19 protein-coding genes are annotated in these 21,839 nt (G+C 52.5%); 7 read left to right on the top strand and 12 right to left on the bottom strand.

The features are described from left to right. The first annotated feature begins 35 nt into the window (after positions 1-35). Complete coding sequence (locus MFFC18_RS15190; protein WP_075082162.1) at positions 36-890, top strand: class I SAM-dependent methyltransferase; 855 nt, start codon at positions 36-38, stop codon at positions 888-890. On the opposite strand, the gene MFFC18_RS15185 is transcribed toward MFFC18_RS15190, so the two are convergent. The 3 genes from MFFC18_RS15185 to MFFC18_RS15175 are packed head-to-tail and all read right to left on the bottom strand — an operon-like array spanning position 891 to position 4,105. Then, the gene (locus tag MFFC18_RS15185; RefSeq protein ID WP_075082163.1) at positions 891-2,765 is read right to left on the bottom strand and encodes a hypothetical protein; all 1,875 of its coding nucleotides are present in this window, start codon (positions 2,763-2,765) and stop codon (positions 891-893) included. Then, the gene (locus MFFC18_RS15180; protein WP_075082164.1) at positions 2,762-3,850 is read right to left on the bottom strand and encodes a hypothetical protein; all 1,089 of its coding nucleotides are present in this window, start codon (positions 3,848-3,850) and stop codon (positions 2,762-2,764) included. Before MFFC18_RS15180 ends, MFFC18_RS15185 begins: the two co-directional genes overlap by 4 nt. 48 nt (positions 3,851-3,898) lie before the next feature. Next, positions 3,899-4,105 carry a hypothetical protein gene (locus tag MFFC18_RS15175; protein WP_075082165.1) on the bottom strand — a complete coding sequence of 69 codons (207 nt, stop codon included), beginning with the start codon at positions 4,103-4,105 and terminating at the stop codon, positions 3,899-3,901. Between the two features lie 146 nt (positions 4,106-4,251). On the opposite strand from MFFC18_RS15175, the gene MFFC18_RS15170 reads away from it, so the two are divergent. From MFFC18_RS15170 to lepA, 3 genes are all read left to right on the top strand, one after another. Further along, a complete protein-coding gene (locus tag MFFC18_RS15170; protein ID WP_168211116.1) occupies positions 4,252-5,853 on the top strand; it encodes an arylsulfatase in 1,602 nt (533 codons plus the stop codon). Between the two features lie 268 nt (positions 5,854-6,121). Further along, entirely contained in the window at positions 6,122-6,634 is a 513-nt protein-coding gene (locus MFFC18_RS15165; RefSeq protein ID WP_162273888.1) for a DUF2061 domain-containing protein, read from the top strand. A 57-nt stretch (positions 6,635-6,691) separates the two neighbouring features. Then, positions 6,692-8,488, top strand: coding sequence for a translation elongation factor 4 (gene lepA / locus MFFC18_RS15160; RefSeq protein ID WP_075082168.1), 1,797 nt, complete (start codon positions 6,692-6,694; stop codon positions 8,486-8,488). Between the two features lie 78 nt (positions 8,489-8,566). On the opposite strand, the gene MFFC18_RS15155 is transcribed toward lepA, so the two are convergent. Beyond that, complete coding sequence (locus MFFC18_RS15155) at positions 8,567-8,935, bottom strand: globin domain-containing protein (protein ID WP_075082194.1); 369 nt, start codon at positions 8,933-8,935, stop codon at positions 8,567-8,569. Positions 8,936-9,213: 278 nt separating this feature from the next. Here MFFC18_RS15155 and MFFC18_RS15150 point away from each other — a divergent pair, with 278 nt between their 5' ends. Next, complete coding sequence (locus tag MFFC18_RS15150) at positions 9,214-9,882, top strand: PilZ domain-containing protein (RefSeq protein WP_075082169.1); 669 nt, start codon at positions 9,214-9,216, stop codon at positions 9,880-9,882. A gap of 42 nt (positions 9,883-9,924) precedes the next feature. Here the strand turns inward: MFFC18_RS15150 and MFFC18_RS15145 are convergent, their stop codons facing one another. The 3 genes from MFFC18_RS15145 to MFFC18_RS15135 all read right to left on the bottom strand — a co-directional run bounded on the left by MFFC18_RS15145 (position 9,925) and on the right by MFFC18_RS15135 (position 13,266). After that, on the bottom strand, positions 9,925-12,237 hold the full coding sequence (locus MFFC18_RS15145; protein WP_075082170.1) for a sulfatase-like hydrolase/transferase: 2,313 nt from the start codon (positions 12,235-12,237) through the stop codon (positions 9,925-9,927). Between the two features lie 33 nt (positions 12,238-12,270). Beyond that, positions 12,271-12,843, bottom strand: a complete 573-nt coding sequence (gene folE, locus MFFC18_RS15140; RefSeq protein ID WP_075082171.1) for a GTP cyclohydrolase I FolE — start codon at positions 12,841-12,843, stop codon at positions 12,271-12,273. Between the two features lie 75 nt (positions 12,844-12,918). Continuing rightward, the gene (locus MFFC18_RS15135) at positions 12,919-13,266 is read right to left on the bottom strand and encodes a calcineurin-like phosphoesterase C-terminal domain-containing protein (RefSeq protein WP_261340510.1); all 348 of its coding nucleotides are present in this window, start codon (positions 13,264-13,266) and stop codon (positions 12,919-12,921) included. Between the two features lie 49 nt (positions 13,267-13,315). On the opposite strand from MFFC18_RS15135, the gene MFFC18_RS15130 reads away from it, so the two are divergent. Next, positions 13,316-14,095 (top strand): IS5 family transposase, encoded by a 780-nt coding sequence (locus MFFC18_RS15130; protein WP_068267841.1) that lies wholly within the window; start codon positions 13,316-13,318, stop codon positions 14,093-14,095. 2 nt (positions 14,096-14,097) lie between these two features. Here the strand turns inward: MFFC18_RS15130 and MFFC18_RS15125 are convergent, their stop codons facing one another. After that, positions 14,098-15,507 (bottom strand): calcineurin-like phosphoesterase C-terminal domain-containing protein, encoded by a 1,410-nt coding sequence (locus MFFC18_RS15125; protein ID WP_075083405.1) that lies wholly within the window; start codon positions 15,505-15,507, stop codon positions 14,098-14,100. 168 nt (positions 15,508-15,675) lie between these two features. Between MFFC18_RS15125 and MFFC18_RS15120 the strand changes: the two genes are divergently transcribed. Continuing rightward, a complete protein-coding gene (locus MFFC18_RS15120) occupies positions 15,676-16,092 on the top strand; it encodes an anti-sigma factor (RefSeq protein ID WP_075083404.1) in 417 nt (138 codons plus the stop codon). A gap of 50 nt (positions 16,093-16,142) precedes the next feature. Here MFFC18_RS15120 and MFFC18_RS15115 read toward each other — a convergent pair whose 3' ends face one another. The 4 genes from MFFC18_RS15115 to MFFC18_RS15100 all read right to left on the bottom strand — a co-directional run bounded on the left by MFFC18_RS15115 (position 16,143) and on the right by MFFC18_RS15100 (position 21,779). Further along, positions 16,143-17,741, bottom strand: coding sequence for a BamA/OMP85 family outer membrane protein (locus MFFC18_RS15115; RefSeq protein WP_075083403.1), 1,599 nt, complete (start codon positions 17,739-17,741; stop codon positions 16,143-16,145). Positions 17,742-17,793: 52 nt separating this feature from the next. Continuing rightward, positions 17,794-19,389 carry a BamA/OMP85 family outer membrane protein gene (locus MFFC18_RS15110; protein ID WP_162273920.1) on the bottom strand — a complete coding sequence of 532 codons (1,596 nt, stop codon included), beginning with the start codon at positions 19,387-19,389 and terminating at the stop codon, positions 17,794-17,796. Positions 19,390-19,586: 197 nt separating this feature from the next. After that, positions 19,587-20,807, bottom strand: coding sequence for a sialate O-acetylesterase (locus MFFC18_RS15105; protein WP_075083401.1), 1,221 nt, complete (start codon positions 20,805-20,807; stop codon positions 19,587-19,589). A gap of 75 nt (positions 20,808-20,882) precedes the next feature. Next, the gene (locus MFFC18_RS15100) at positions 20,883-21,779 is read right to left on the bottom strand and encodes a hypothetical protein (RefSeq protein ID WP_075083400.1); all 897 of its coding nucleotides are present in this window, start codon (positions 21,777-21,779) and stop codon (positions 20,883-20,885) included. Between the last annotated feature and the right edge of the window lie 60 nt (positions 21,780-21,839).

The raw sequence follows: 21,839 nt of genomic DNA, 5'->3' as shown, positions 1-21,839 counted from the left end.
CCACACAAAACCCTCCCGCAGCCACGGAATCAAACATGAGCGAAACTCTTTCGATCGCAACGGCCAACAGCAAGAGCCCTACGCAAACACTCAAGGAAATCATTGGAGCTGTCGTTTCAACGGCTTGCCGATCTCGTGCCGACGAACTGTATCGCTCCCCGACCAGTTCGCCTCGTGGAATTCGTGACAAAGCAATTATGGCGTGGCTCAAACGACGTTCGTTGCATGAAGGATCCAGTGAATTCTTTGAACGCCTTCATCTCGATTTTTGGGCCACCGATGGAGGGGAGGAGTTTGCAGACAATTGCGATCACCGTTTTGAAGATCTGTTTCTCAAAAAACAGAGCGAAGATTTCGACGCTTTGAAAAAAGTTTGGAACGAAGTTGGCCCAAAGCAGATTGTGGAGTTCGGTTGTAGTTCTGGAAAGCTGACAAACTATCTGGCAACGAATCTTGACGGAGTTCAGTCAGCGACCGGAATCGAGATCAACCGGGCTCAGGTTGAATCAAATCGGAAATCAACATCGTTCGATCCACGAGTCCGTTTCGAGTGTGCCGACGCGTCCAACTGGCTGAATGAGAATGCGTTGCCGGAGACACTCTTTGTAACCAACGGCGGCGTGTTGGAGTATTTTCACCGTGAGAGGCTCAACGAAATGCTGGCGCGAATCGTTGAGGAATCAAAGCCAGCGATCTTTTTCGCCAGCGAACCGGTCGCAGTCGATCATGATTGGGCGAACTCGAAAGAGTCCGTTCCCTTCGGCGAGGAATTGTCTTTCTCTCACAACTACACGGACCTGTTTGAGTCCAACGGGTTTGCGATTCTGCATCAACGCTCAGTAGATTTCGGTCAGTGGACCATGGTGTGCACGATCGCCGTCGCGAACTGATCAGCGAATCTTGTCGATGCTGCGAAAAAACGGCGTTGCTTCTTTGACCTTCAAATACAACGGTTCCGAATCGGGGCTGACTTTATAAACACCCTCAGCTTCGATGGCTTCCTTGATTTCCGTCGGAATGTACTTGTAACTGTCCGGCGTTTTCTTGATCGTATCATTCAGGTATCTGATTTTGCTGGCCAGAATGATTTCCGGTGCATCGTCCCTCGGAAAAAACGCTGAGGTTTTCTCGAGCCAATTAATCTCATATGGAATCTTCGAAAGCCGGGACAACTGAATCTCGTCAGCCTCATTCATTTCAAAGCCGCAGGTCTTTATCAGCCACTTTGCGCGAAAAGCTGACCAGTTGACTTCCTGGTTGATCTCCCTGACGTTATTGTGAGCGTACATCAGTTTTTTCAAGCCGCCGTTGCTGGCGTTGGTTGCCGACTCAACGTACCAGTCAAACGCTTCTTTTCGCTTTCCCTCGCGATCCAGGATGTCTCCGATGTAAAACCCGGCTATTTGTTTGTTGACGCCTGATTCAACAGACTGCAGATAGAGCTTCAACGCTTTCACCGTATCGCCATGGTTGTGAAACGCATGGGCTAACCAAAACTGGTTCCACTTGTCGTTCGGTTCAGCGTCCAGTTTGTTCTGGAAATGTTTTACCAAGTTACGTGAAATTCGGGTCTCAGGTGGTGCACCCAACGACCACTTCTGAATCGTGATGTCCGAAACTTCGACCTGTCCGGAACCTCCAACGCCTCGCGTCATACGAAGCGCAAACGTCTGTGCGAGATTTTCAAATGCCGTGTTGCGATAGCTAAAGACGTACTGATCATCGGCATAGACTTCGATCCAGTGCTTGTCCGTCAGCACTCGCAGTTTGCATCGATTGCTTCGGTACGGAAACCGCACCGCAGCAGGCCCTGCACCGTAGCTGGTCCCGAAGATCATCAACCCGGTCCGAATATCATCGGGTTTTGTTGGCGCGGCGCTGCGTTGAAACGCCAGTTCTTCACTGATGGCGACGCCCAGCGTATAGTCCTGCTGTCCAAAGGATGCGATCACGATTCCGGGAGCAAATTTGGGATTCGGGGCGCTGTCCGTGGGAAACGTGAACGTCATTTCGGTGACTCGGGGGCCAGGGAACGCTGCATCGTAGATCATCGCATTTTGGCGATCGCCGTTGCGATTATCGAAAGTCGCCGCGGTTTCCGAGATGTAGGTCAGCTGACGATTGTCGCTCATTTTCCACATGTTCATCTGGTCGTCAAAATCAATGTTGACGACTTTGCCTTCAGAGTATGCCTTTTCCTGGCGGACTTTTTTCAGAGCCCGGGCAAAAAAGAGGCCTCCGCTTTCGTCGGAAAGTGAAATGTTGTTCACAAGTTCTTCGATCGCGTCCAGGTTCTCGATACGCTCGGCAAGCGATACTTTCATGAGTTCCTGCAGTTGCGTTGCTTCGATTCCGTACTCCGCATTCATCGCCGAAGCCCTCGCGCTCAACGCATCAAGTGACCCCGCGGCCCCGCGCCCGAACAGCTTCATCGCGAAAGGACTGTGCTGTCCCTCAAGTTCCCGATAGACGCGTTCGGCTTCGTCGACTCTGCCGGCACGATCCAAATACAGCGCCAGCAATGTTTGCAGAAACTTCTTGTCTTGCACTTCGTTTCCGAAAATGTTTTGAGTGTTGTTGGCTGCCAAACCCTGAAGTGCCGTAATGATCTCTGCCAGTAACTCGGGGTCTTTGGTTAGTTCGTCGTATTCCTTCCACTCCAGAACTCCCGAGTCCCGCAGGGTGAAGATGCAGTTCGGCAACACGAACGGAACGCTGGTTTCATACTGTTTTTTGTTGGCGTGTTTGCTCGCAAATTCGATCATCTCCTCCACCGAACCTCCCAACGAGGCATCAAGCCGAACAGTCTCAACTGGTACGCCGCCATATAGTCGACCTCATGTTCGATCGCTTTGTTGAACCAGAACTCTTCAGATTTGTCGGAATGGCCCAGCCTGCTGACATCCATCAGTCCCGTCGCGGATTCGGGGTAGTTCGGATTGATCTCAAGAGCTTCCTGGAAATATTTGTGGGCGAGTTTTGCGTTCTCTTCGAGTTTTGCCCATCCTTGTTCGGATACGGAATTGGCGAATCCGGTACCGCGATAATAGTATCCAAGTTGGTAGTAGTACTTTGCCAGCGCCATCGATTGGAACCACTTCGGCAGCGTGTTGTTCATTTCGACGCAGTAGATGAATTCTTCCAACGCCGCCAGGTCGCGGTTTTGAAACGCGATTCGATAGAACGTTTCGACGTCGTCCATCGCAAACCGTTCTTCAATGCCTCGTGCACGAAAGTCGCTGGTGATCCAGTACTTCATTGCCGCGACCCGATCCACGTATTTGGTCTGAGGTCGATACTCGCTTTGAATTTCGTTTTGCAGACGCATTGCATAGACCGGCAGGCGAGTCGGATAGTCGTTCTTTGCGAACAGTTCGATCGCGTGGTCCAGCCGTCTGTTTGCCGAGGCCAGCATGTTGACGCGGCTTTCATTGATCGCGACGCACAGATTAAACATCGGTTCGTTTTTTAGCTGCGGAGTCAACCGCTCCGCCAAATCCGCTCCTTCCTTGCCGATTTCGTCCCAGATCTCGCGATTGAACTCCGCATCAGGTCCGTCCAACACCTTGTTCATGTACTCCACGATGGAATCGCGGTCAGTGTCGCTGAGCTGGAAAATATCATGCTGTTTGAAATGCTCAACGCCAACGCGAACGTAGTCGGCTTTACCTTCAAGGCGATCCAGGGCGTTGGTTGGCTTTCGTGGATACTTGCTCGGAGGAGCATCATTGAGCACCGAAAGGGATGGCTTTCGGGCCTCGCCTCGCTTAAACCGAGAGCTAATCGTGATCGTTTCAGGCTCCTTGATCATCGACAAACGAATGCGGTCCTGGACTTCTTTCTCCAGCACCTCTTGCCGCCCTGCTTTCTTCCATTGCTCGAACTGCTCGCGCGCCGCCTAGGGATAGTCCGTCCTCGCGAGCACATCGTCGATGTCGACTTTCTGCAACCCGCTGGCGATCGATTTCGGTCCTTCCTCGTCTGCTGTTTTTACTGCATCAGTACTGTTGGAGCATCCGCCGAACAGCAGTGACACAAACACCAACAGGATTGCAAAACGGAAAACGCGAATTGGACTCGATTGATTTGACCGTGAGAAACGCATTAGAAACTCTATGAATTGGTAAGTTGGCATTACCAAGTTTAATAGATCTCCTGAGTCGGTTGGTGAGCGGTGACAGCTCAAAATTGAATTTGACATGTGGTAGACTGGATCGAGTCCCCATGTCGATTCGCCTGAGAAAAATTCCAATGATTCGCCTCGCTGTAGTTCTGCTCTGTTTCTTCACGGCCAGCCCGCTTCTGGCGGAAAAACCAAACGTGGTTTTCATCCTGGCGGACGATCTCGGGTACTCCGACCTCGGCTGCTACGGCAGCGAGATTGAAACTCCGAATCTGGACGCGCTGGCGGCCAACGGATTGCGATTCACTCAGTTCTACAACACGGGAAGGTGCTGGCCGACGCGAGCTTCATTGATGACCGGCTACTATCCGCACCAGGTTCACCGTGATCGATTGCCAGGGCTAGGTGGTGGCACACGCGGCAAACGCCAAACGTGGGCCAGACTACTGCCTGACTTTCTGCGGCCGCATGGATATCGTAACTATCACAGCGGCAAGTGGCACATCGATGGAAAGTGCCTCGACGCAGGTTTCGACAGGTCGTTGAACATGCGGAATCAAGGCAACTTTTTTAGCAACGTTGGCAACCAAATTGACGATCGGCCCGTAGAGCCTGCCGAACCTGATTCAGGCTACTACGCAACGACAGCCACTGTGGATCATGCGATCGGTTGTCTGCAGGAGCACTCTGAAAACTACTCGGACCAGCCGTTCTTTCAGTACGTCGCCTTCATCGCGCCGCACTTTCCGTTGCATGCTCCGGCGGACGATATCCAGAAGTACGCCGATGCGTATCTTGATGGTTGGGAAGAAATGCGAAAGCAACGTTACGGTCGTCAACTGAAAATCGGCTTGCACCAATCCGCGCTTTCGGCGGTCGAGCCTGACGTTGGGCCCCCGTACGATTTCCCGGACGCGTTTCAAAAACTTGGTCCCGGTGAAGTCAACCGGCCCTTGCCATGGGCGGATTTGACGGAAGAGCAACGTCGTTTTCAAGCGACCAAAATGGCGATTCATGCCGCCATGATCGATCGGATGGACAAAGAGATCGGTCGGCTGATCGAGCAGCTGAAATCGATGGGGCAGTATGAAAACACGATCATCTTTTTCGCATCCGACAATGGAGCCAGCGCTGAAATCATGGTTCGCAACGGAGGCCACGATCCGAACGCCGCTCCGGGAAGTGCCGCTTCCTACCTTTGCCTTGGCCCCGGTTTTTCGAACGCCTGCAATACTCCTTTTCGACGCCACAAAACGTGGGTTCACGAAGGCGGCATCAGCACTCCGTTGATCGTTCATTGGCCGAAAGGGATTTCCGCCAAAGGTGAACTTCGGCATACCGCGTCGCATGTGATCGACATAGTGCCGACGATCTTTGAGTTGACCGAAATCGAAAAACCGACGCGATGGGAGGACGAAAAAATTCCGGCGGCTCCGGGCAAAAGCCTGGTCGCTGCGTTTGAGCGTGACATCGAAATCGAGCGGGAACAACTCTGGTGGTCGCACGAAGGCAACGCTGCGATTCGCGTTGGAGACTTCAAGCTCGTCAAAGGCGGCGGGGAGCCGTGGTCTTTGTACAACATCGCGACCGACCGAGCCGAGGCGGTTGATTTGGTTGAGTCAGAACCCGCCAAAGCGGAGGAGCTCAAACGACTGTGGCAGGAGCAGGTGGACGAGATAGTCGAACTGGTAAAGCAGTCTCAGCCGAATCCACGCAAATCGAAGCAATAGAGTGGCTGCTAGCAATGGGTTCGGCGAAACTTTGACTTCGAAGCAAATGTTTCTGGGCGAGTGGCCGAATCTATTTTTCAGAGGCTCCGCCGGCCGTTTTTCAGCGGGGCAAAAAACGCTCAACGAGTCAGACATAACCTCTCATTCGCAACTAGAATGGCGGGTTGTCAAAAATGTGCTTTTGGCGTTCGCTGTTCACATCGCTGCGTCTGGAAAGCTTCTCCAATCCGTCCTCTTCCACGTTTCCTTCCTTCGTCCTAACGCATCCATGGGTCAATACAAACGCGAATCTCACGCCAGGAGCCTGATCAAAGGCATCTCGTGGCGAATCGTGGCGACGATGGACACAATCCTGATCGTCGCGATCGTGACGAAATATTCCGAGGGAAAGATGAACCTCGATCACGCGATCAAGATTGGGCTTTATGAATTCCTGATCAAGTACGTCATCTACTATCTTCACGAACGCATTTGGGAGTACGTTCGATCAGGCGACGGTTTGGAGAAATCACGGACACTCAAAAAAGCAATCTCGTGGCGGATCGTGGCAACCACCATGACATTTATCATTGCCGCTGTCGTGTTGAACAATGGTGCCGCAAGTGAAAGTGTTGAATCCGGCAGCGACGATGTCGAAAGCAATGTCGCCCGAGTCGCATTGGCGATCGCCGTTATTGAGTTCTTCACCAAGTTCATTCTGTACTACGTGCACGAACGGATCTGGGCAAAAATTCCGCTGGGGAAGATTCGAAACTGGCTGTTCGGGAAAAAGAAAGCCTGACGCGTTTTGGCAACATCGGATACGATATCGTGCTCACAAGCCGTTCTTTGAGTCGCCATGAATCATATCCGAAACTTCTGCATTATCGCCCACATCGATCACGGTAAATCCACTCTGGCGGACCGACTGATTCAGGCCTGCAACGGCGTTTCGGACCGCGAGTTCAAAGACCAATTGCTGGACTCGATGGACATCGAGCGAGAACGCGGCATCACGATCAAAAGTAATACAGTCTCGCTGGACTACACAGCGAAGGACGGAAAGAAGTACTTGCTGAACTTGATCGATACGCCTGGCCACGTTGACTTTTCCCATGAAGTCCGCCGCAGTCTGATGGCTTGTGAAGGCGCCCTCATCATTGTCGATGCCTCTCAAGGCGTTGAAGCTCAAACGGTCGCCAATCTGTATCTCGCGCTCGAGTACGATCTGGATTTGCTGCCGGTGATCAACAAGATCGACTTGCCTGCCGCCGACATTGAACGTGCTCAGGAAGCCATCGATGCCGAATTGGGGCTCGATCCGTTCGAGGCCATTCCCTGCTCGGCCAAAACCGGATTGCATGTCGAAGATGTTCTCGAAGGCGTCGTCAACAAACTTCCACCGCCGCAGGGTGATCCGAAAGCCCCGCTCAAGGCGTTAGTGTTTGATGCGTACTTTGACAAATACCGTGGCGTGATTCTGCAGATTCGTGTCATGGAAGGAACGCTTAAGACCAAAGACGCGATTCATTTTATGCACGGTGGCCGCGACTACAAAGTTGACGAACTGGGAATCAATCAGCTCAAGTTGGTCCCCAAAGACAAACTTTCTGCTGGCGAAGTCGGCTATGTCGTGGCCGGTGTGAAGAGCGTTCAGGATATCGAAGTCGGCGACACGATCACGTTGCAGGAACATCCCGCCGATGCACCGATCCCGGGATATCAGAAAGCTCGCCAGGTCGTTTTCAGTTCGATCTATCCGATGAGCACCGATCAGTATCCGGATCTGGTTAAGGCGCTGGACAAACTCGCGATCAACGATGCCGCATTGACGTACGAGAAAGATTCCTCCGCCGCGTTGGGTTTTGGCTTTCGCTGTGGTTTCCTTGGCTTGTTGCATCTGGATGTGGTGCAGGAACGTTTGCAACGTGAGTTCGATTTGGGGCTGGTGATTTCTGCTCCGTCGGTCAAGTACAAACTCAAGTTGCGCGACGGCAAAGAAATCGAAGTCGACAATCCTTCGAATTGGCCTGACCCAACGGTGATTGATGAGATTATCGAGCCCTACATTCGGGCGTCGATTTTGACTCCGGAGGAGTACGTTGGTCCCGTGATGGAACTTTGCCGCGAGCATCGTAGTGAGAGCCAAACGATGAACTATCTTTCGGCCGGACGTCTGGAGGTGGTCAGCGAGATGCCGCTTGGTGAGGTCCTGTTTGATTTTTACGACAAACTAAAAATGATTACTCGGGGTTACGGTTCGTTTGATCACGAGCCGCTTGAGTATCGCAAGACGGACATTGTTAAAGTTGAAATTCTGGTCAACAAAGAGCCGGTCGACACGCTGGCCTATTTGGTCCATCGAGAGAAAGCTCGTCAACGTGCCCTGCACTACTGCGAACGACTGGCCAAAGAGATTCCACGCCATCAGTTCAAGATTCCGATTCAGGGAGTCATCGGCGGGAACGTGATCGCCCGTTCGACAATCAATGCGTTGCGCAAAGACGTGACGGCGAAGTGCTATGGTGGCGATATCTCGCGAAAGAAGAAGCTGCTGGAAAAGCAGAAAAAAGGTAAGGCCAAGATGAAGCAGTTTGGCAGCGTGACGATTCCGCAGGCGGCTTTCGTGGCCGTGTTGAAGCAGAGCGACGACTAAACCCGTGGTGCCTTGTCGGGCCCGCGTTCACTCGCGAGATTGCGTGCCACTTGCTCGTGGCACGAACGGCAACATCCTCTATTCATCATTTCGCATGAACTCAGCGACTTGATCAAAGAAGACTTTCAGTTCCAGTGCAATCTCGCCAGGAACCTCAGACTCTTCCATTGCCGCACTCATCATTTCCAGCCACCGATCGCGTTCAGCGACTCCGATCTTGAACGGAGCATGTCGCATGCGAAGTCGTGGATGCCCACGCTCTTGGATATAACGATCCGATCCACCGAAGCGATAGATCAGAAAATCGCGTAAACGTTCCTCGGCACCCTCAAAGTCGTCTTCCGGATACATGGGCCCGATCAGATCGTCAGTCCGAACACGGCGGTAAAACGCAGCGGTCAGTTTCGTGAACAGTTCTTCAATCTGTGCTGGGTCGTCGAAGCTCATTTTTAACGTTTTGGGGGATTCGAATTGGTAAGAATACAACGTATTGGTTTTGTCGTATCGATTATGCAACTGGTGCAAACTGTAATCCGGCTGCGGGCTCAAAATCGTTATCTCAGTCCATGATGCAGCGGACATTTGAGCAGTTTTCGGCTTTGCTCCAGGGAAAACGAGCTAAGGTTTTCGCGTACGATCTCGGGTTACAACCGGATATACCCTAGCTGCCTGCTGGCTATTTGCCCACCGGCATCACATTAACACTTCATGACACGAGGCCATCGATGCTCGGCAATCTTTCGCAGTTCGTCAGCCCTTCAATTGAGCAACTGCTCTCTAAACTTCAGGCTGATGAAGACAACTACGAATTGGAATTGCGTACCCTCGGCCGAGAGAAACTGGTGCTTCCTGTTCAACTTACTACTCCGGATGGAGAGTTCGAACTGCACGCGTTCTCGAGGAATGTTTCTCAGGGTGGAATCGGGTTGATCGCACCCCAGCCCTTTTCTCCCAATTCTGTGATGCGTCTGACGCTAAATATGCGTACGGGCAAAACGATTCACGTGGTCGAATGTCGCTGGTGCGAAACATTTGGGCAAACCTATTGGACGTCTGGTTGGGAGTTGAAGTCGAAAGCATTGGATGTGCAAACAGTCCTTAATGCGGAGGCCGTGTTTGACAGCGAGGTCCGTTCATCGGAACGCGAGAAGTATGCGATTCCTGTTGTCGTTCATCAGCCTGGAGAACGGCCAAAGGTTCACGCGTTTACTCGCAATATGTCTGGCGACGGTGTCAATCTGGTTGCCAATAAACCGGTATGCTGTAACGAGAAGTGCACGCTCGAGTTCGTTCGCAACGATGGCGAACGCAGCGGGATCGTTGCCGAATGTATCTGGCTGCAAGAGTACGGCGCTGATTGCTGGATGTCCGGCTGGCAATTTTCAAGCGAATGAGCGGCACGCTTTACAGCCACGCCATTTGCGATCTCGTTTGCTCTAGCGCTGCGACTGCAACGCTTCGCCAACAGGTTCGTTACTTTGTGAGACGGAGTTCCGTGGTCCCGACAGTCTGATCGATTGGACTGCTGGCGATTGATCACTGTCGCTTGCGTTATAGCCTCTGGCGATTGCCACGACGGTCGGAGAGTCTTGCGGCAACGAAGTTCTGAAAGTCCACGCATGTGTATAGTGAACGCCCGGATCGGACTCTGTCAGTGCCGCGTCGGAATGAACGTAAGCTGCCTGCCAACTGCTCCCGTTCCAATAAGTCTTGTGTACGGGATGCCGTATGGCAACTTTGACGGATTGGACGCCGACCAAATCGGTGGCTCTTCCTGACAGCACTAGCCAATTCAGTTCAGCTTGCAGTTCAAGTCCCGAGTTGTCGATGGTCGTGTCCGGGTCTGCGAACGCCATGTCAACTTCTAACGCTTTGGTGTCAACGGTCTCTCTGCCTTTCAGATCCGTGGCAATCAGTGTGAGGCCAATTGGCCGCGGTGCAAGGTTGGCGGATCTGTTTGCCGCGAACTGACTCGTGTCGAGCTCAAAGCTCCAACGAGTAACCAAGCCATCCGGCTGGTCCAGCGTCGCCAAAAAACGATGTCGATCGTGCGACCAGCCTGCTCCATTCCAATACTCTCCGGAATCTTTGCATCGAAACTCAAGTTTTACAAATTGGGTACCCGAGTCCGATTCGACCATGCCGAAAAACTCGACGGGCTGAAGGCTTCCGCAAATTCTCCTGCTGTCTACATCCCGAGTGTACCGCGTTGTCGCGAATTTCGGTGGCGAGTCCGTAGAACGTAGCTGACGCATCAGAGCCGAAAGACGCCGTTGTTTGACAGGATCAAGTTCAACATAGAGGTTGCTCAACTGTTCGGGGTCGGCTTTCAAATCGTAATACTCGCGACCACCGGTGGCCCATTCGGTGTAAACCTGGTCCTGCATGCGAAGGCTGCTGTATGTCGCTGGTAAGACATGGTGATGAGAAACCGTGTCTCCCCAGTTTTCGATCAGGATTCCGCTTCGGTCAAATTCCGGTTCGCCAGACGGTTCATGAAACAGCTTTTTAAACGATAGCCCATCGCAACTGTGTGGGATTTCGCCACCGGCAAGTTCAATCAGAGTCGGTGCGATGTCGATATTGGCCAGCAGAACATTGCAATGGCTGTCGTGAGGGATGCCTGGTCCAGTGACAAGGAAAGGCACGCGCGTTATCCGATCGTATGGCAAACGCTTTCCAAAATGGCGATGCTGCGCAAACCGATACCCGTGGTCGGACGTGAATATAAAGATCGTGTTTTCCAGCAGGCCGTGCTTTCGCAACTCGTTTCTCAGAGCCCCTACGCCTTCATCGATGCTCTGGATCGCGCGAATTCGATCACGATAAACCTCTGTCAAATAGTGCAAACGCTCTTCATCCGGTGTCGAGATTTCTTTCAGCTCGTCTATCTGATTCGCCACCTGCATTGCCACTCGATTCCGCAACTCTGGAATTTCAGTATCCAGAAACATGTCCTTGTGCCGCTGGGCAACCATCGGTTCCTCGTTGCCGGTGATGTGAGCCGCGATGGGAGACCAGCACAGCAATAGAGGCTTTTCGTTGTCGGCTTTGGCTGCATACTTTTGAATGATGTCGATCGCCTGCCGAACATCCCAATCCGTTCTGTATTCGTCGTCAGCCGACCGCGAAATTTCATCGGTGGATTTGATGTAGGTCGGGAAGTCGAAGTACGAACATCCCAGCGACAATCGAAAATGGTCCCAACCTGGCGGGACAATGTGTTTCCAGTAGACGCCTGCGTCGTAGTTCGGTTTGAAGTCGCCGTGAAGATACTTGCCAACGTGTGATGTTTCGTAGCCCGCGTTCTTCATCCACGTCGCCAGTTCGTTTTGCGGATCGAACGTCGTGTAGCCACCAGAAAATCCGTTTGCGCGGATCAGGCCTGGATCATTGACGCGGCACTGGTTGCGATGAGCGTACTGGCCCGTATAGAGGCAGGCTCGCGACGGGCCGCAAACAGGAGTCGTTACATGGAAATTGGAAAATCGCAATCCATGCTGGGCCATCAATTTTAAGTTGGGAAAACGAATCGCGGCCGAGTCCTGCCCAGGAAATTCTCCAAACACGGTTTCGCAATCCACATCGTCGGCATAGACCAGCACGATGTTCGGTCGTTTGGATGCACGGTTCACTGAGAGAATTGGACGCGGATCACCATCGGATGCGACGACGTACGAAGAACCTGAGACAAGCAGAAAAACGAAATAGACCGCCGACAGAAATCGACTGAGAAAATGATTAGCCACGTCGCTCCTTCTGCATGGTGTCGGTTGATTCGTTTACTGACTTCCGTTGATTAACGACATAAACTCAGCGCGAGTCGCCTGATCCGTCTTAAAGATGCCTCGCAAAGCACTCGTCACCGTTCGGGAACCCGGTTTGCGAATTCCACGAATCGACATGCACGAATGCTCGGCGCTGCAAACCACCGCGACACCGCGGGTGCTGAGTTTCTCATCGATCAAGTCAGCAACCGTCTGTGTCATTCGTTCCTGAACTTGCGGCCGACGAGAAACCTCTTCGACAACCCTCGCAAGTTTGCTTAGTCCGGTAACTTTTCCGTGAGGCACATACGCGACGTGAGCAACTCCTGTGAATGGCAGCAAATGATGCTCACACATACTGGTGAACGAAATGTCTCTGACCAGCACCATTTCGTCGTACTCTTCCGGAAACGTCACTTCGAGATGACGTCCAGGGTCAACATCCAGCCCGGAGAACATCTCCGCATACATTCCGGCGACGCGACGCGGTGTCTCGACAAGTCCGGGGCGATCCGGGTCTTCACCGACGGACAACAGGATGGTGCGGACAGCTTGCTTGATCGCTTCGTGATCGACGTCTTTTTTCATTGTGGTCGTTCCAATTCTTTACGTTGGGTGGGCAACACCTCAGTATACCCGCGACCACCTGGAACTCACCACAGCCTAATTGGCGACTCGGAAAGTGCGTTGCCCATAAAAGACCCGGCCATGCATGTCCGTCGCTCTGACTCGCAGCAGATGGGTGCCGGGTTCAAGATCGGTCGGCAAAGTGCCGTGCCAGAGATGCATTGATTTCTTGGGTGAAGTTAGCTTCGGTTCGATCGGAGGCTGGACTTGAGACTCAAGCTTGTACATCCGGGTGAAGTTCGGATCGGGCGCTTCCTTCTGCTCAATGATTTGCCAGTCCGTGGAACCATCAACAGCGCACTCAACTTTCGATTTCGAAGAACCGTTATAAACGTTCACCCAAAACTCAGAAGGTGTTTTGAAATTGCTCTGAGTTGAAAAAATCGCTACAGCCCCGTTTGCATTTAAACCGTAAACGGAAGGAGCCGTAGCGATGAGTATTGAGTATCCCAGCAGTCTCAGTGATGATCAATGGCGATTGCTTCGTCGTCTGATTCCGCCAGCAAAACTTCGCGGCCGCAAACGAATCGATCGGCGTCAAATTGTCGATGCGATATTGTATTGGTGTCGAACGGGCTGCCAGTGGCGGTTGCTTCCGGACTGCTTTCCGAATTGGAACACGGTTTATGGAGTTTATCGAGCTTGGCGTATTGATGGGACATGGCAACGCATTCACGATCGTCTTCGCGAAAAGGTACGCCGCAAAGAAGGCAGGAAGCCAACGCCAACAGCAGCCATCATTGATTCGCAAAGCATTCGCAGTGCTGAAGGAGGAGAATTACGCGGGTATGACGCGGCGAAACGAATTACCGGACGAAAGCGTCACATCCTGGTGGATACGTTGGGGCTTGTGATGGTCGTTGTTGTCCACTCGGCCGATCTACAAGACTACGAAGGTGCACATCTTGTTCTTGAAAACATCAGACAGAAGTTTCGTCGGCTTCGAGTCATCTTCGCGGACTCGATTTACGGGCGGGCTGATTTGCCGGAGTTCCTGAAGCAATGGTATCGTGTCATCTTGCAAACCGTTAAGCGTCCGGTCGAAGCCGAAGGGTTCGTTGTCTTACCCAAGCGATGGATCGTTGAACGGACTTTCGCATGGCTTGGAAAATTCAGAAGGCTCTCAAAGGACTATGAAAGACTGACTCAAAACAGCGAAACTGTCATACGAATCGCAATGATTCAATTCATGCTAAACAGGCTGGAAAAATAATTTTAAAACACCCTCTCAGATCCGTCGGCAGCAGCAACTTCGTCTGGCAACTGAATCAACATCTGTTCGTCGGCTGGAATTCCGGCCCCGCGAAAATCCAGCATGTAGCGACCGTCCGCAAACGACATGATCGAGTAGCCGTTGGGGGCGCCATCACCCATCGTCGAGTGCGGAACGCCGCGATCGTTTCTGGCACCGGACCACCAACTACCAGAGACCGTGACGTTGACGACGTGGTGGTGTTCTTTATCGCCCTTCCAGCCTTCCTTTTCCCCAAAAAAATGATGCGTGTGAACGTGACGATGCGCCGAAACGGAAACGCAGAACGGTCGGTCCTCAATAAGCCGAAAGATCTCCTGATGGTCTTCGCAATCCAGAAACGGCACGTGCATCAACAGCACGACCATTTGGGATTCAGGAATCATATCGAGATCGTTCTTCAGGAACTCACGCTGACGAGCCCCAAAGTTTGGCAAGTATGATTTCTTGTCGCCTTCAACTTTCCAGTCGATGTTATCCAAAACCACAAAGTGAACCTGGCCGTAGTCGAACGAATAGTAGGTCGGCCCGTAGGTCGCCTCAAACGTTTCGTTGATATGCTTTCGTGAGCCCGCATCGAGATTGATGTCATGGTTTCCGATTACGTTGTGCCACGGAATCCCGATTAGAGCGATCGCCTGGTTCAGGGGCTCAAACGTGTCCAGATTGTCGAACGCGATATCGCCAAGCGTCACTCCGAACTTTGAGGACGTGTCTCCGATCAGCTGAGCGATCACGTCGTGCGAAATGTAGTCGACTTCCTGGTTGTTCCGCGGCTGCGGATCGCCGAACAGAAGCATTTGAAAGTTCTCGGGCTCGTCCGATGGATACAGAGGAAAATCAATCGATTCGGGAATCGCTCCGGTCGGCTTGCTGCCAGGAAAGCGAAGTTGTGGCGAACCGTTGGGTTTGTGAATGTAATAGAATTGGGGCAAATTGTTTTCCGACAGCTTCGACTGATAGCCAGACGGTTTAATCAGGAAAAATATGGCGTCGTCTTCCAGCGGCAATTGCCACTTGCCAGACGGATCGGTGTGAACAATTTCTTTACCGTTGGAAACACGAACGTTTACAAAGGGCTGATCTCCGATGCCAAATTTTCCATCGTTGTTGGCATCAATGAATACCCGACCCGTGGCCATGCGAATATCCGACGGTTTGGTTGAGTCGATGGCCGACTCCTTTTCGCCTACGACTGGGTTGGACGTCGAAGGTTCAGCCTCAGCCGTAGGCGTCGCAGCCCTGGTATCTTCCGAGGGTTTTTCGATGACCGATTCCTGGGCCTGGCAAGCTTTGAAATCGCTGGCCAAATACAATGAAGCGATCGAAGAAAGGGTGATCAGCAGAATGCGACGCTGAAGAGCAAATGACATGGTTGTTCCCGAAATTGTTGAATGTCTCGCGACTATCGTGACTCAGTCAGGAAGCCTTTTCAACCGCCTGCGGCAGCGAAAGACGATTGTTTAGAATTGTTCACAGTGCCGATCGTGGTGTAGAATTCAACAAGCCGTCATGGGCGAGAATTTACCGAAGGAGCCGCATTGTCTACTGAATTTACGAACGCTGAACTCGAAGCCTACCTCGACGAATCTCTCGAATCGTCACGTGCGGCCGAAATCGAAGCTCGTGTGCGAGACGACGAAGAGTTGTTGCGTCGGCTCTCGGAGATCAACGGACGTCGCGAAGCAGGCATGCATACGCTTGGCGAAGTCTGGCGGCGAAATCAACTGGGAGTTCCCACCGTCGAACAGATGGGCAACTTTTTGCTGGGGGTAATGCCGGCAGGTGAAGCGGACTACATTCAGTTCCGCATCGAAACGCTCAAATGCCCTTTTACGATCGCGCTCAAATCCGACCTCGAATCACGGAACCGCGAATCGGCTGAACAGTCGACTGCTCGCCGCAGCAAGATATACAACAGCAGCGCGGGATTGCTCAAAGGCAGCGATCACAACTAGGTCGCGCTCACTGCTGGTCGCGCTCTCTGCTCTGCTCATTCGCAACTGATCTAGCGATTCGCACTGATGTAGAAACTGAAGACTTTCTCTTCGTCACCCGTCGCTGAGTTCACAGGGAAAGCAAAATCGAACGCCAGCGGTGCTCCGCCGCCAAGGGCCGGCATGTGGACACGAAGTCCAACGCCTGGTGCGACTCGGAAGTTGTCACCATTAAGTTCGATTTTGTCTTCGACGGTACCAAAGTCTACAAACGCGACGCCTTTAATCATGTCGTCTGCTGTAACCGGGAACATGTATTCGACCGTGTTGAGCCATTGGAACTCACCACCTACACGAACACCATTTTCAAGTGGCGCGGCACCGCGGAATTCGTATCCGCGAAGCGTTGAGAAACCACCCGCGAAGTAATTTTCGTAGATCGGCGTCGAGGATCCCGAGAAACCCAGTTTCGTGCCAAAACTGACCGTGTGACGGCCTGAACCATCCGGTCGTTCGTACATCAAACGATAGCGGCGGTACTCGATATCGCCACGCGGGTAATCGAAATCGCCAAATCCTTGCGTGTACATCATGGAAAGGTAACTTCCCTCGGTCGCCAGGAATGGATGGTCTCTCGTGTCGCGGATCAAGCCGACGTTGAACAGGTACAGGTCGCTGTCGCCAAGGTTTTCGTTGAGCGTCGGAGAAGTGTTCGTTCGGGGATCTGAAAGCTCAACGTTCTCCATTCGCAATCCGACGTTGAACGAGAGATCCGGAGTCAGCCGACGGCCGATCGAAACGCGGCCTCCAACTCGTTGCTCATCCCAGTCGTAGTAGTTGCGGTCGAACAGGTATCCGGAAAGGCTGAAGCTGTAGTTCGTTCCGAACATGTAGGGTTCCGAAAAACTGACCAGGTAGCGCTGAACTTCCTGGCCGGGAACCAGTTCAAGTCGGAAAGCCTGGCCTCCGCCGCGGAACGCCGTGCCATCGAAAAAGTCTCGAAAGCTACGGGGAAACGCGGTGATGTCGAAATTTCGCTCATCAATGACAAACTGCCCGACAATTCCGTTGTCCGAGTTGTAAGCACCACCAATGTTGATGCTTCCCGTTTGAGTTTCACCAACGAAAACATCCAGGTCGGCATAGTTTTGACCGATCGGCATCGCCGCATTGCCGCCACGCTCGTACGGTTGGATCAGTGAATTCAGCTCGTTGGGGGAGCCAATGTTTTCTGATGGAAGTCCGAAGCTTGGTGAGATTACGCCTTGTTGTGAGTTTTCAGGATACTGATACGCCGTTCGTTGAACGCCTTGGCCGTTTCCACTGGCAGGAATCTGACTGGCCTGCCCAAAGCTTCCTGACTGGCCAAAGCCTCCGGACGAGTTGTCGGGGCTTTGTGCGCGTACCTGTTGGCTGGTCTCATTCGCCGCTGTCGAATTGCTTTCATCAATGATCGGCTCAATGCCATCGGTGATTGCAGCAAGGTGTTTTGCTTGAGCGACTGGATGTGACTGTTGAAAGCGAGTTTGAACCAGGTCGTTAAACGAGCTGTTGTCGCGAGGGATCGAAAACTGATCCTGCATGGCGCAGCCAGCACCAGCGATCAAACCCAAGGCAACGCAAAGCACTGCGAGTCGGCTTTTTGGTCGATGTGATTGTTTGGATACCATTGCAATTTCAGTTAGCGGTGAACGAGAATGTTTCGGGCTCAGGAAGAGCAACCTAGTAGCGATCTGTTTGATCGCTGTTTTGCTGAGAACTCACTCCTCCAAGCTTTTTCGCGATGCGATTAAACTCGCTTCCCCGTTCCGGTGGCCGGACCACAATTCGGGGAGGACTACCGCCGGCTTCCTGACCGGTCGCGAAAATTCGAGCCGAACCAAGCCTGATTTCATCGGTACGAAGCTTCCTGGCATCGATCAAATCGCCAGGACGAAGAGACAGTCGATTCAGGATCACTTCACGTCGAGTAATCCCGTTTCCTCCGTTGTAGTTCACATTGATTTGGCCGACGCGATACTGCTCGCCTTCAGAAATCCGGTACACCATGTCCAGATAGCCAGGTTCTTCCAGGAAACGCGGCTCAGCCTCGACGTTCGCATAGACAAACCCATTGGCGCCATAGAGATCCCGAAGTGCGCCAACGTCCTCTGACATGCGAGCCGAATTGAACTCTGGTTGTCCCTCTGCGCCGGGCTTGAGTTTGAGCAGTTTTTCAAGGTCTTCCGAATCGTATCGTTCGTTGCCCACAAATCGGACTTCGCGAACTTTGTAGCGTGGACCTTCATTGATAATGAATCGAACCGTCAACCAGCGACCATCGTTGCTCTCGCTGATGTCACGACCGATTTGAACACTAAAATAGCCAAGACTCTTGTAGTACGACTCGAGGCGTACGATGTCCTGGTCGATCTGTTTCTTTTGAGCCAGTCCGCCGAAGACTTTGAGAATGCCAGGCTTGGCCTTGATCAGACTTTTCAGGCGTCCGTCCGGAGCGACCGAGTTGCCTTCAAATTCGACTTTCCAAATTCGCTGCTGCTGATCTTCGTGGATCAGGAATACGATCTGAGAATCATTGGACTCGTTGCCTTCCTTGATTTCAACTTGCGTGCGAGGGAATCCTCGTTCGCGATACAGTTCTTCAATGCGGGATTTGGCCATTCGGATTCGGTGAACGTCGAGGTGGCCGATTTCGCCAAGTCCGGATTCTTTTCGAAGCGTTCGATCGTCGATGCCGCGGTTTCCGATAAACGTAATGTCGGCGATCGCATTTCGTTCCTCAATGTCAAATGTGACGACGATACCGTTGTCGGTCTGCTCAATATACGGACCGTTGACGCGGGCGATTTCCGGCATTTTCCATAGTTGCTGGACGTCCTGCTGAAGCTTGTCAGGGTCGTAGTAGCGGCCTGGACGCGTGGAGATATTTCGGCGTAGCTGATGTGATGCAAGTTTGGAGTTGCCGCGAAAGTTGACCTCTGCGATCAGCTGCGATTGGTCAGCGTTTTCGTCGATCGAAACGATCGGTCCGTCGAGCGTGAGCCGGTGAGATTGCTTATTGAGCATTCCCGGCGTTCCAGCCTGACCGCCACCCGGAGCCTGTGGACTCTGGTAGCGAACGTTGTCCAACTGCGATGTGTCCAGAACCGGATCCGGGATCGGCATCGAAGTTTGAAACTGGTTCCCAAAGCTTTGGCAGCCAGAAAGAAAGATCGCAGTCAGCAACAGGACTACGGTCATCACCTGGAAAGGCAGATGGCGTAGTTTTTGCGCGGACGCGGTTTTCGTGTGTCGAGTTTGGAGAAGTACTCCGGTCATCCTTGACCTCATTCTTTAATGTTTTCTGCGGCGTAACTACCGAAACGCCAGAAAAGGAGCAAGCCGAATAGCTTGATCGATCATGCTAGCGAGTGGAAATGTGTTGCGTGAGAATGGTACGTCGCCGGAGAAGCCTGGTTCGTTCCAGGCACTGACTTTTCTGATTTTGGCGCCGTCAGTTCCTTGTCTGAGCCAAGCTATCGGGCTGCAGTCGTTGGTTCGAGCTGGTGCATCGCTTCCGCAAAACCTTTGCCGATCTGCGTCAATATCGTGGCGGAACCGAGGTAGTGATACTCAAGATTGGAAACGCCTTTTTGCAACTCGTCGCGCTCCTCAGGCGAAAACTCTTCTTCAAAAAGTTTCTCGCGCAATGCTGTCAAAGCTTCACCTTCCAGTTTGCTTTCTTTACGGGCCTTGCGCAGTTTTGCATCAACGCTTGCCTGGCGGGTGCGGAGTGATGCCAGTTTCGAATCCCAGGAATTCTCTGTCAGAACTGCTTTCACATTTCCTTTGAACTCAGGCATCGCCGCCGGAGCTGACATCGCGTCGCGAAAATTCTGATGTACTTTCTGATAACGCTTTTGTTCTTCTGGATATTCTGCGGTCGGACCACCGACGCCCATGACTCCAATCACAAATGGCAGCTCGGGAGACTTCAGATCTCGGCGAACGTCGCGAATAAAGTGCGCCAGAAGATTGCTGTATTGAGCGAAACCGTTTCGTTGATCGCGTTGCGGGTAGACGCCGGAATCGACCATGTCGTTCCAGCCCTGAAACCAAACCATGCCGGACAGCTGAAATCCAGCTTCCGTGTCGTAGTCAGGGTAAGTCGTCGATATGTCGTTCAGGACTGCGTCTACGTGCTCGAGCATCAGACGATAGTGCTTCCCCGTGTCCTGCTTTTTTTGTTTGCGAATGGAGTCAATGTCTTTTTTCTGATTGCGGAATCGCTCGATCTGCTGGTCTGAAAAAACGAATTCGCCGGCACTGGGAGGGCGAAAATCCGTGTGCAAGCTCTTCCCGCCCCAAGCCGTTTTGATGATCAGGATCGGCTCGCCGACTAGTGGCTGCATCGCGGCGCCAAACGCAAGTTCCGGACCGATCTTGTTTTCGTCGGCTCCATAACCAGCCGTCAGCTTCCCTTTCCTGACGGTGTCGGACGAAAGCGAATTGATCCAGACATCTTCGATTACCTTTGGCGTACCATCAGCATTCGCCAGCATTTCGAAAATGGATTTCGTTTCCTCTCGTATGCCGACGTGCTCAAGCGTATGAATTCGAGCATGGCCTTGCATGTTCGATTGGCCGACCAGAATGAAGACCTTGAGCGGCTTTTTCTCGGCGGCGTCTTGCGCATCCAAGACGCCTGGATTGCAAAATAGAAGCAACATGCCAAACAGCGAAAGCAAAGTCTTCATCGATCAGTCCAGGTGCGAGGTGTTCGGAAGTGAAGCCCGATTCAAAACGATGCGTCGGACCAGAAACACCATCGTCTATCCCGATACAACGGAAGTCAAGCTATCGATCCAGGCTTCGACTTCGAAAGGACCGACTTCCGATTCTGAAACCAGAAAGTTCATCAAGACGACTTTATTGCTGCGTTGGCTGACGGGCTCATCGGCCGCTTTGTCAAACCGGACAACGACCAGTTCGGCCTGTTCGATGTCCAGTGAAAGTTTCGAAAGGCTCTCTGTCGTCCGTTGAAAAGTGAGCCGCTCGTCTTGAGACTGGATGGCAAGCACGATATCTGAAAGGCTGTCAACGCTTTCGCCCTGATCGACGACAATCGGCTTCTGGGGGCTAACCTGTTGGTAAGCCGAGTAGAATCGAGCCAGTTTTTCGAGGTTGGGAGACTTCGCGCTGGTCGTTCGAATGCGTGACAGGAAGTCCGCCACGGAATCCGTTGGGCTGGCCGTCTTCTCAGCCAGTTTCTCGACGATCTCGGCAGAGAAAGAAGCATCCACTGCCGGGTTCTGGTCGGTCTCAAACTCAAACACGTCCAGGATGAAGCCATGTGATCGGGCCGTGTAGATGTTGGCGCCGACCAGTCGGGTTCGCTTGCCGGGAAGCTCTGAAAGAATATAGGCCAACTGCCCGCGATAGCTTTTCCGCCCCAGCACAGCGACTTGCGTCCCATCGGTCGACGGTAAAAACAGTTCGCTGCTAAGTTGGCAAATTCGGGACGCGATTAGACCTTTGAGATGCGTTACCTGATTCTCGTGGTCCATTCGTTGGAAGTATTCTTCCGGGAGATCGCGAACAATATCAGTGACCGCATCGTCCAGCTCAAAATCAATATCAGCCCGAATCTCTTCGATCAGGTCAGAGACTCGGCGCGAAGATTCTCCGTTTCCGAGATTCTCGTCTGGGAGTTTGAATTGATTTTCCATGAACGGATTCGCCACCTGGTTTGGAAGGATTATGTGCAATGGTGGTGGCACAGATATTGT

It is taken from the genome of Mariniblastus fucicola, assembly GCF_008087665.1.
Classification (GTDB): Bacteria; Planctomycetota; Planctomycetia; order Pirellulales; family Pirellulaceae; genus Mariniblastus; species Mariniblastus fucicola.
The sequence above is the reverse complement of the archived record's forward strand: the minus strand, read 5'-3'. Positions and strand labels throughout refer to the sequence as shown.

Excerpts from the sequence above, each read along its gene's own strand:
- MFFC18_RS15190 (WP_075082162.1), top strand. The coding sequence starts at position 36 with ATGAGCGAAACTCTTTCGATCGCAACGGCCAACAGCAAGAGCCCTACG.
- MFFC18_RS15185 (WP_075082163.1), bottom strand. The coding sequence starts at position 2,765 with ATGATCGAATTTGCGAGCAAACACGCCAACAAAAAACAGTATGAAACC.
- MFFC18_RS15175 (WP_075082165.1), bottom strand. The coding sequence starts at position 4,105 with ATGCGTTTCTCACGGTCAAATCAATCGAGTCCAATTCGCGTTTTCCGT.
- MFFC18_RS15170 (WP_168211116.1), top strand. The coding sequence starts at position 4,252 with ATGATTCGCCTCGCTGTAGTTCTGCTCTGTTTCTTCACGGCCAGCCCG.
- MFFC18_RS15165 (WP_162273888.1), top strand. The coding sequence starts at position 6,122 with ATGGGTCAATACAAACGCGAATCTCACGCCAGGAGCCTGATCAAAGGC.
- lepA (WP_075082168.1), top strand. The coding sequence starts at position 6,692 with ATGAATCATATCCGAAACTTCTGCATTATCGCCCACATCGATCACGGT.
- MFFC18_RS15155 (WP_075082194.1), bottom strand. The coding sequence starts at position 8,935 with ATGAGCTTCGACGACCCAGCACAGATTGAAGAACTGTTCACGAAACTG.
- MFFC18_RS15150 (WP_075082169.1), top strand. The coding sequence starts at position 9,214 with ATGCTCGGCAATCTTTCGCAGTTCGTCAGCCCTTCAATTGAGCAACTG.
- folE (WP_075082171.1), bottom strand. The coding sequence starts at position 12,843 with ATGAAAAAAGACGTCGATCACGAAGCGATCAAGCAAGCTGTCCGCACC.
- MFFC18_RS15130 (WP_068267841.1), top strand. The coding sequence starts at position 13,316 with ATGAGTATTGAGTATCCCAGCAGTCTCAGTGATGATCAATGGCGATTG.
- MFFC18_RS15125 (WP_075083405.1), bottom strand. The coding sequence starts at position 15,507 with ATGTCATTTGCTCTTCAGCGTCGCATTCTGCTGATCACCCTTTCTTCG.
- MFFC18_RS15115 (WP_075083403.1), bottom strand. The coding sequence starts at position 17,741 with ATGGTATCCAAACAATCACATCGACCAAAAAGCCGACTCGCAGTGCTT.
- MFFC18_RS15110 (WP_162273920.1), bottom strand. The coding sequence starts at position 19,389 with ATGACCGGAGTACTTCTCCAAACTCGACACACGAAAACCGCGTCCGCG.
- MFFC18_RS15105 (WP_075083401.1), bottom strand. The coding sequence starts at position 20,807 with ATGAAGACTTTGCTTTCGCTGTTTGGCATGTTGCTTCTATTTTGCAAT.
- MFFC18_RS15100 (WP_075083400.1), bottom strand. The coding sequence starts at position 21,779 with ATGGAAAATCAATTCAAACTCCCAGACGAGAATCTCGGAAACGGAGAA.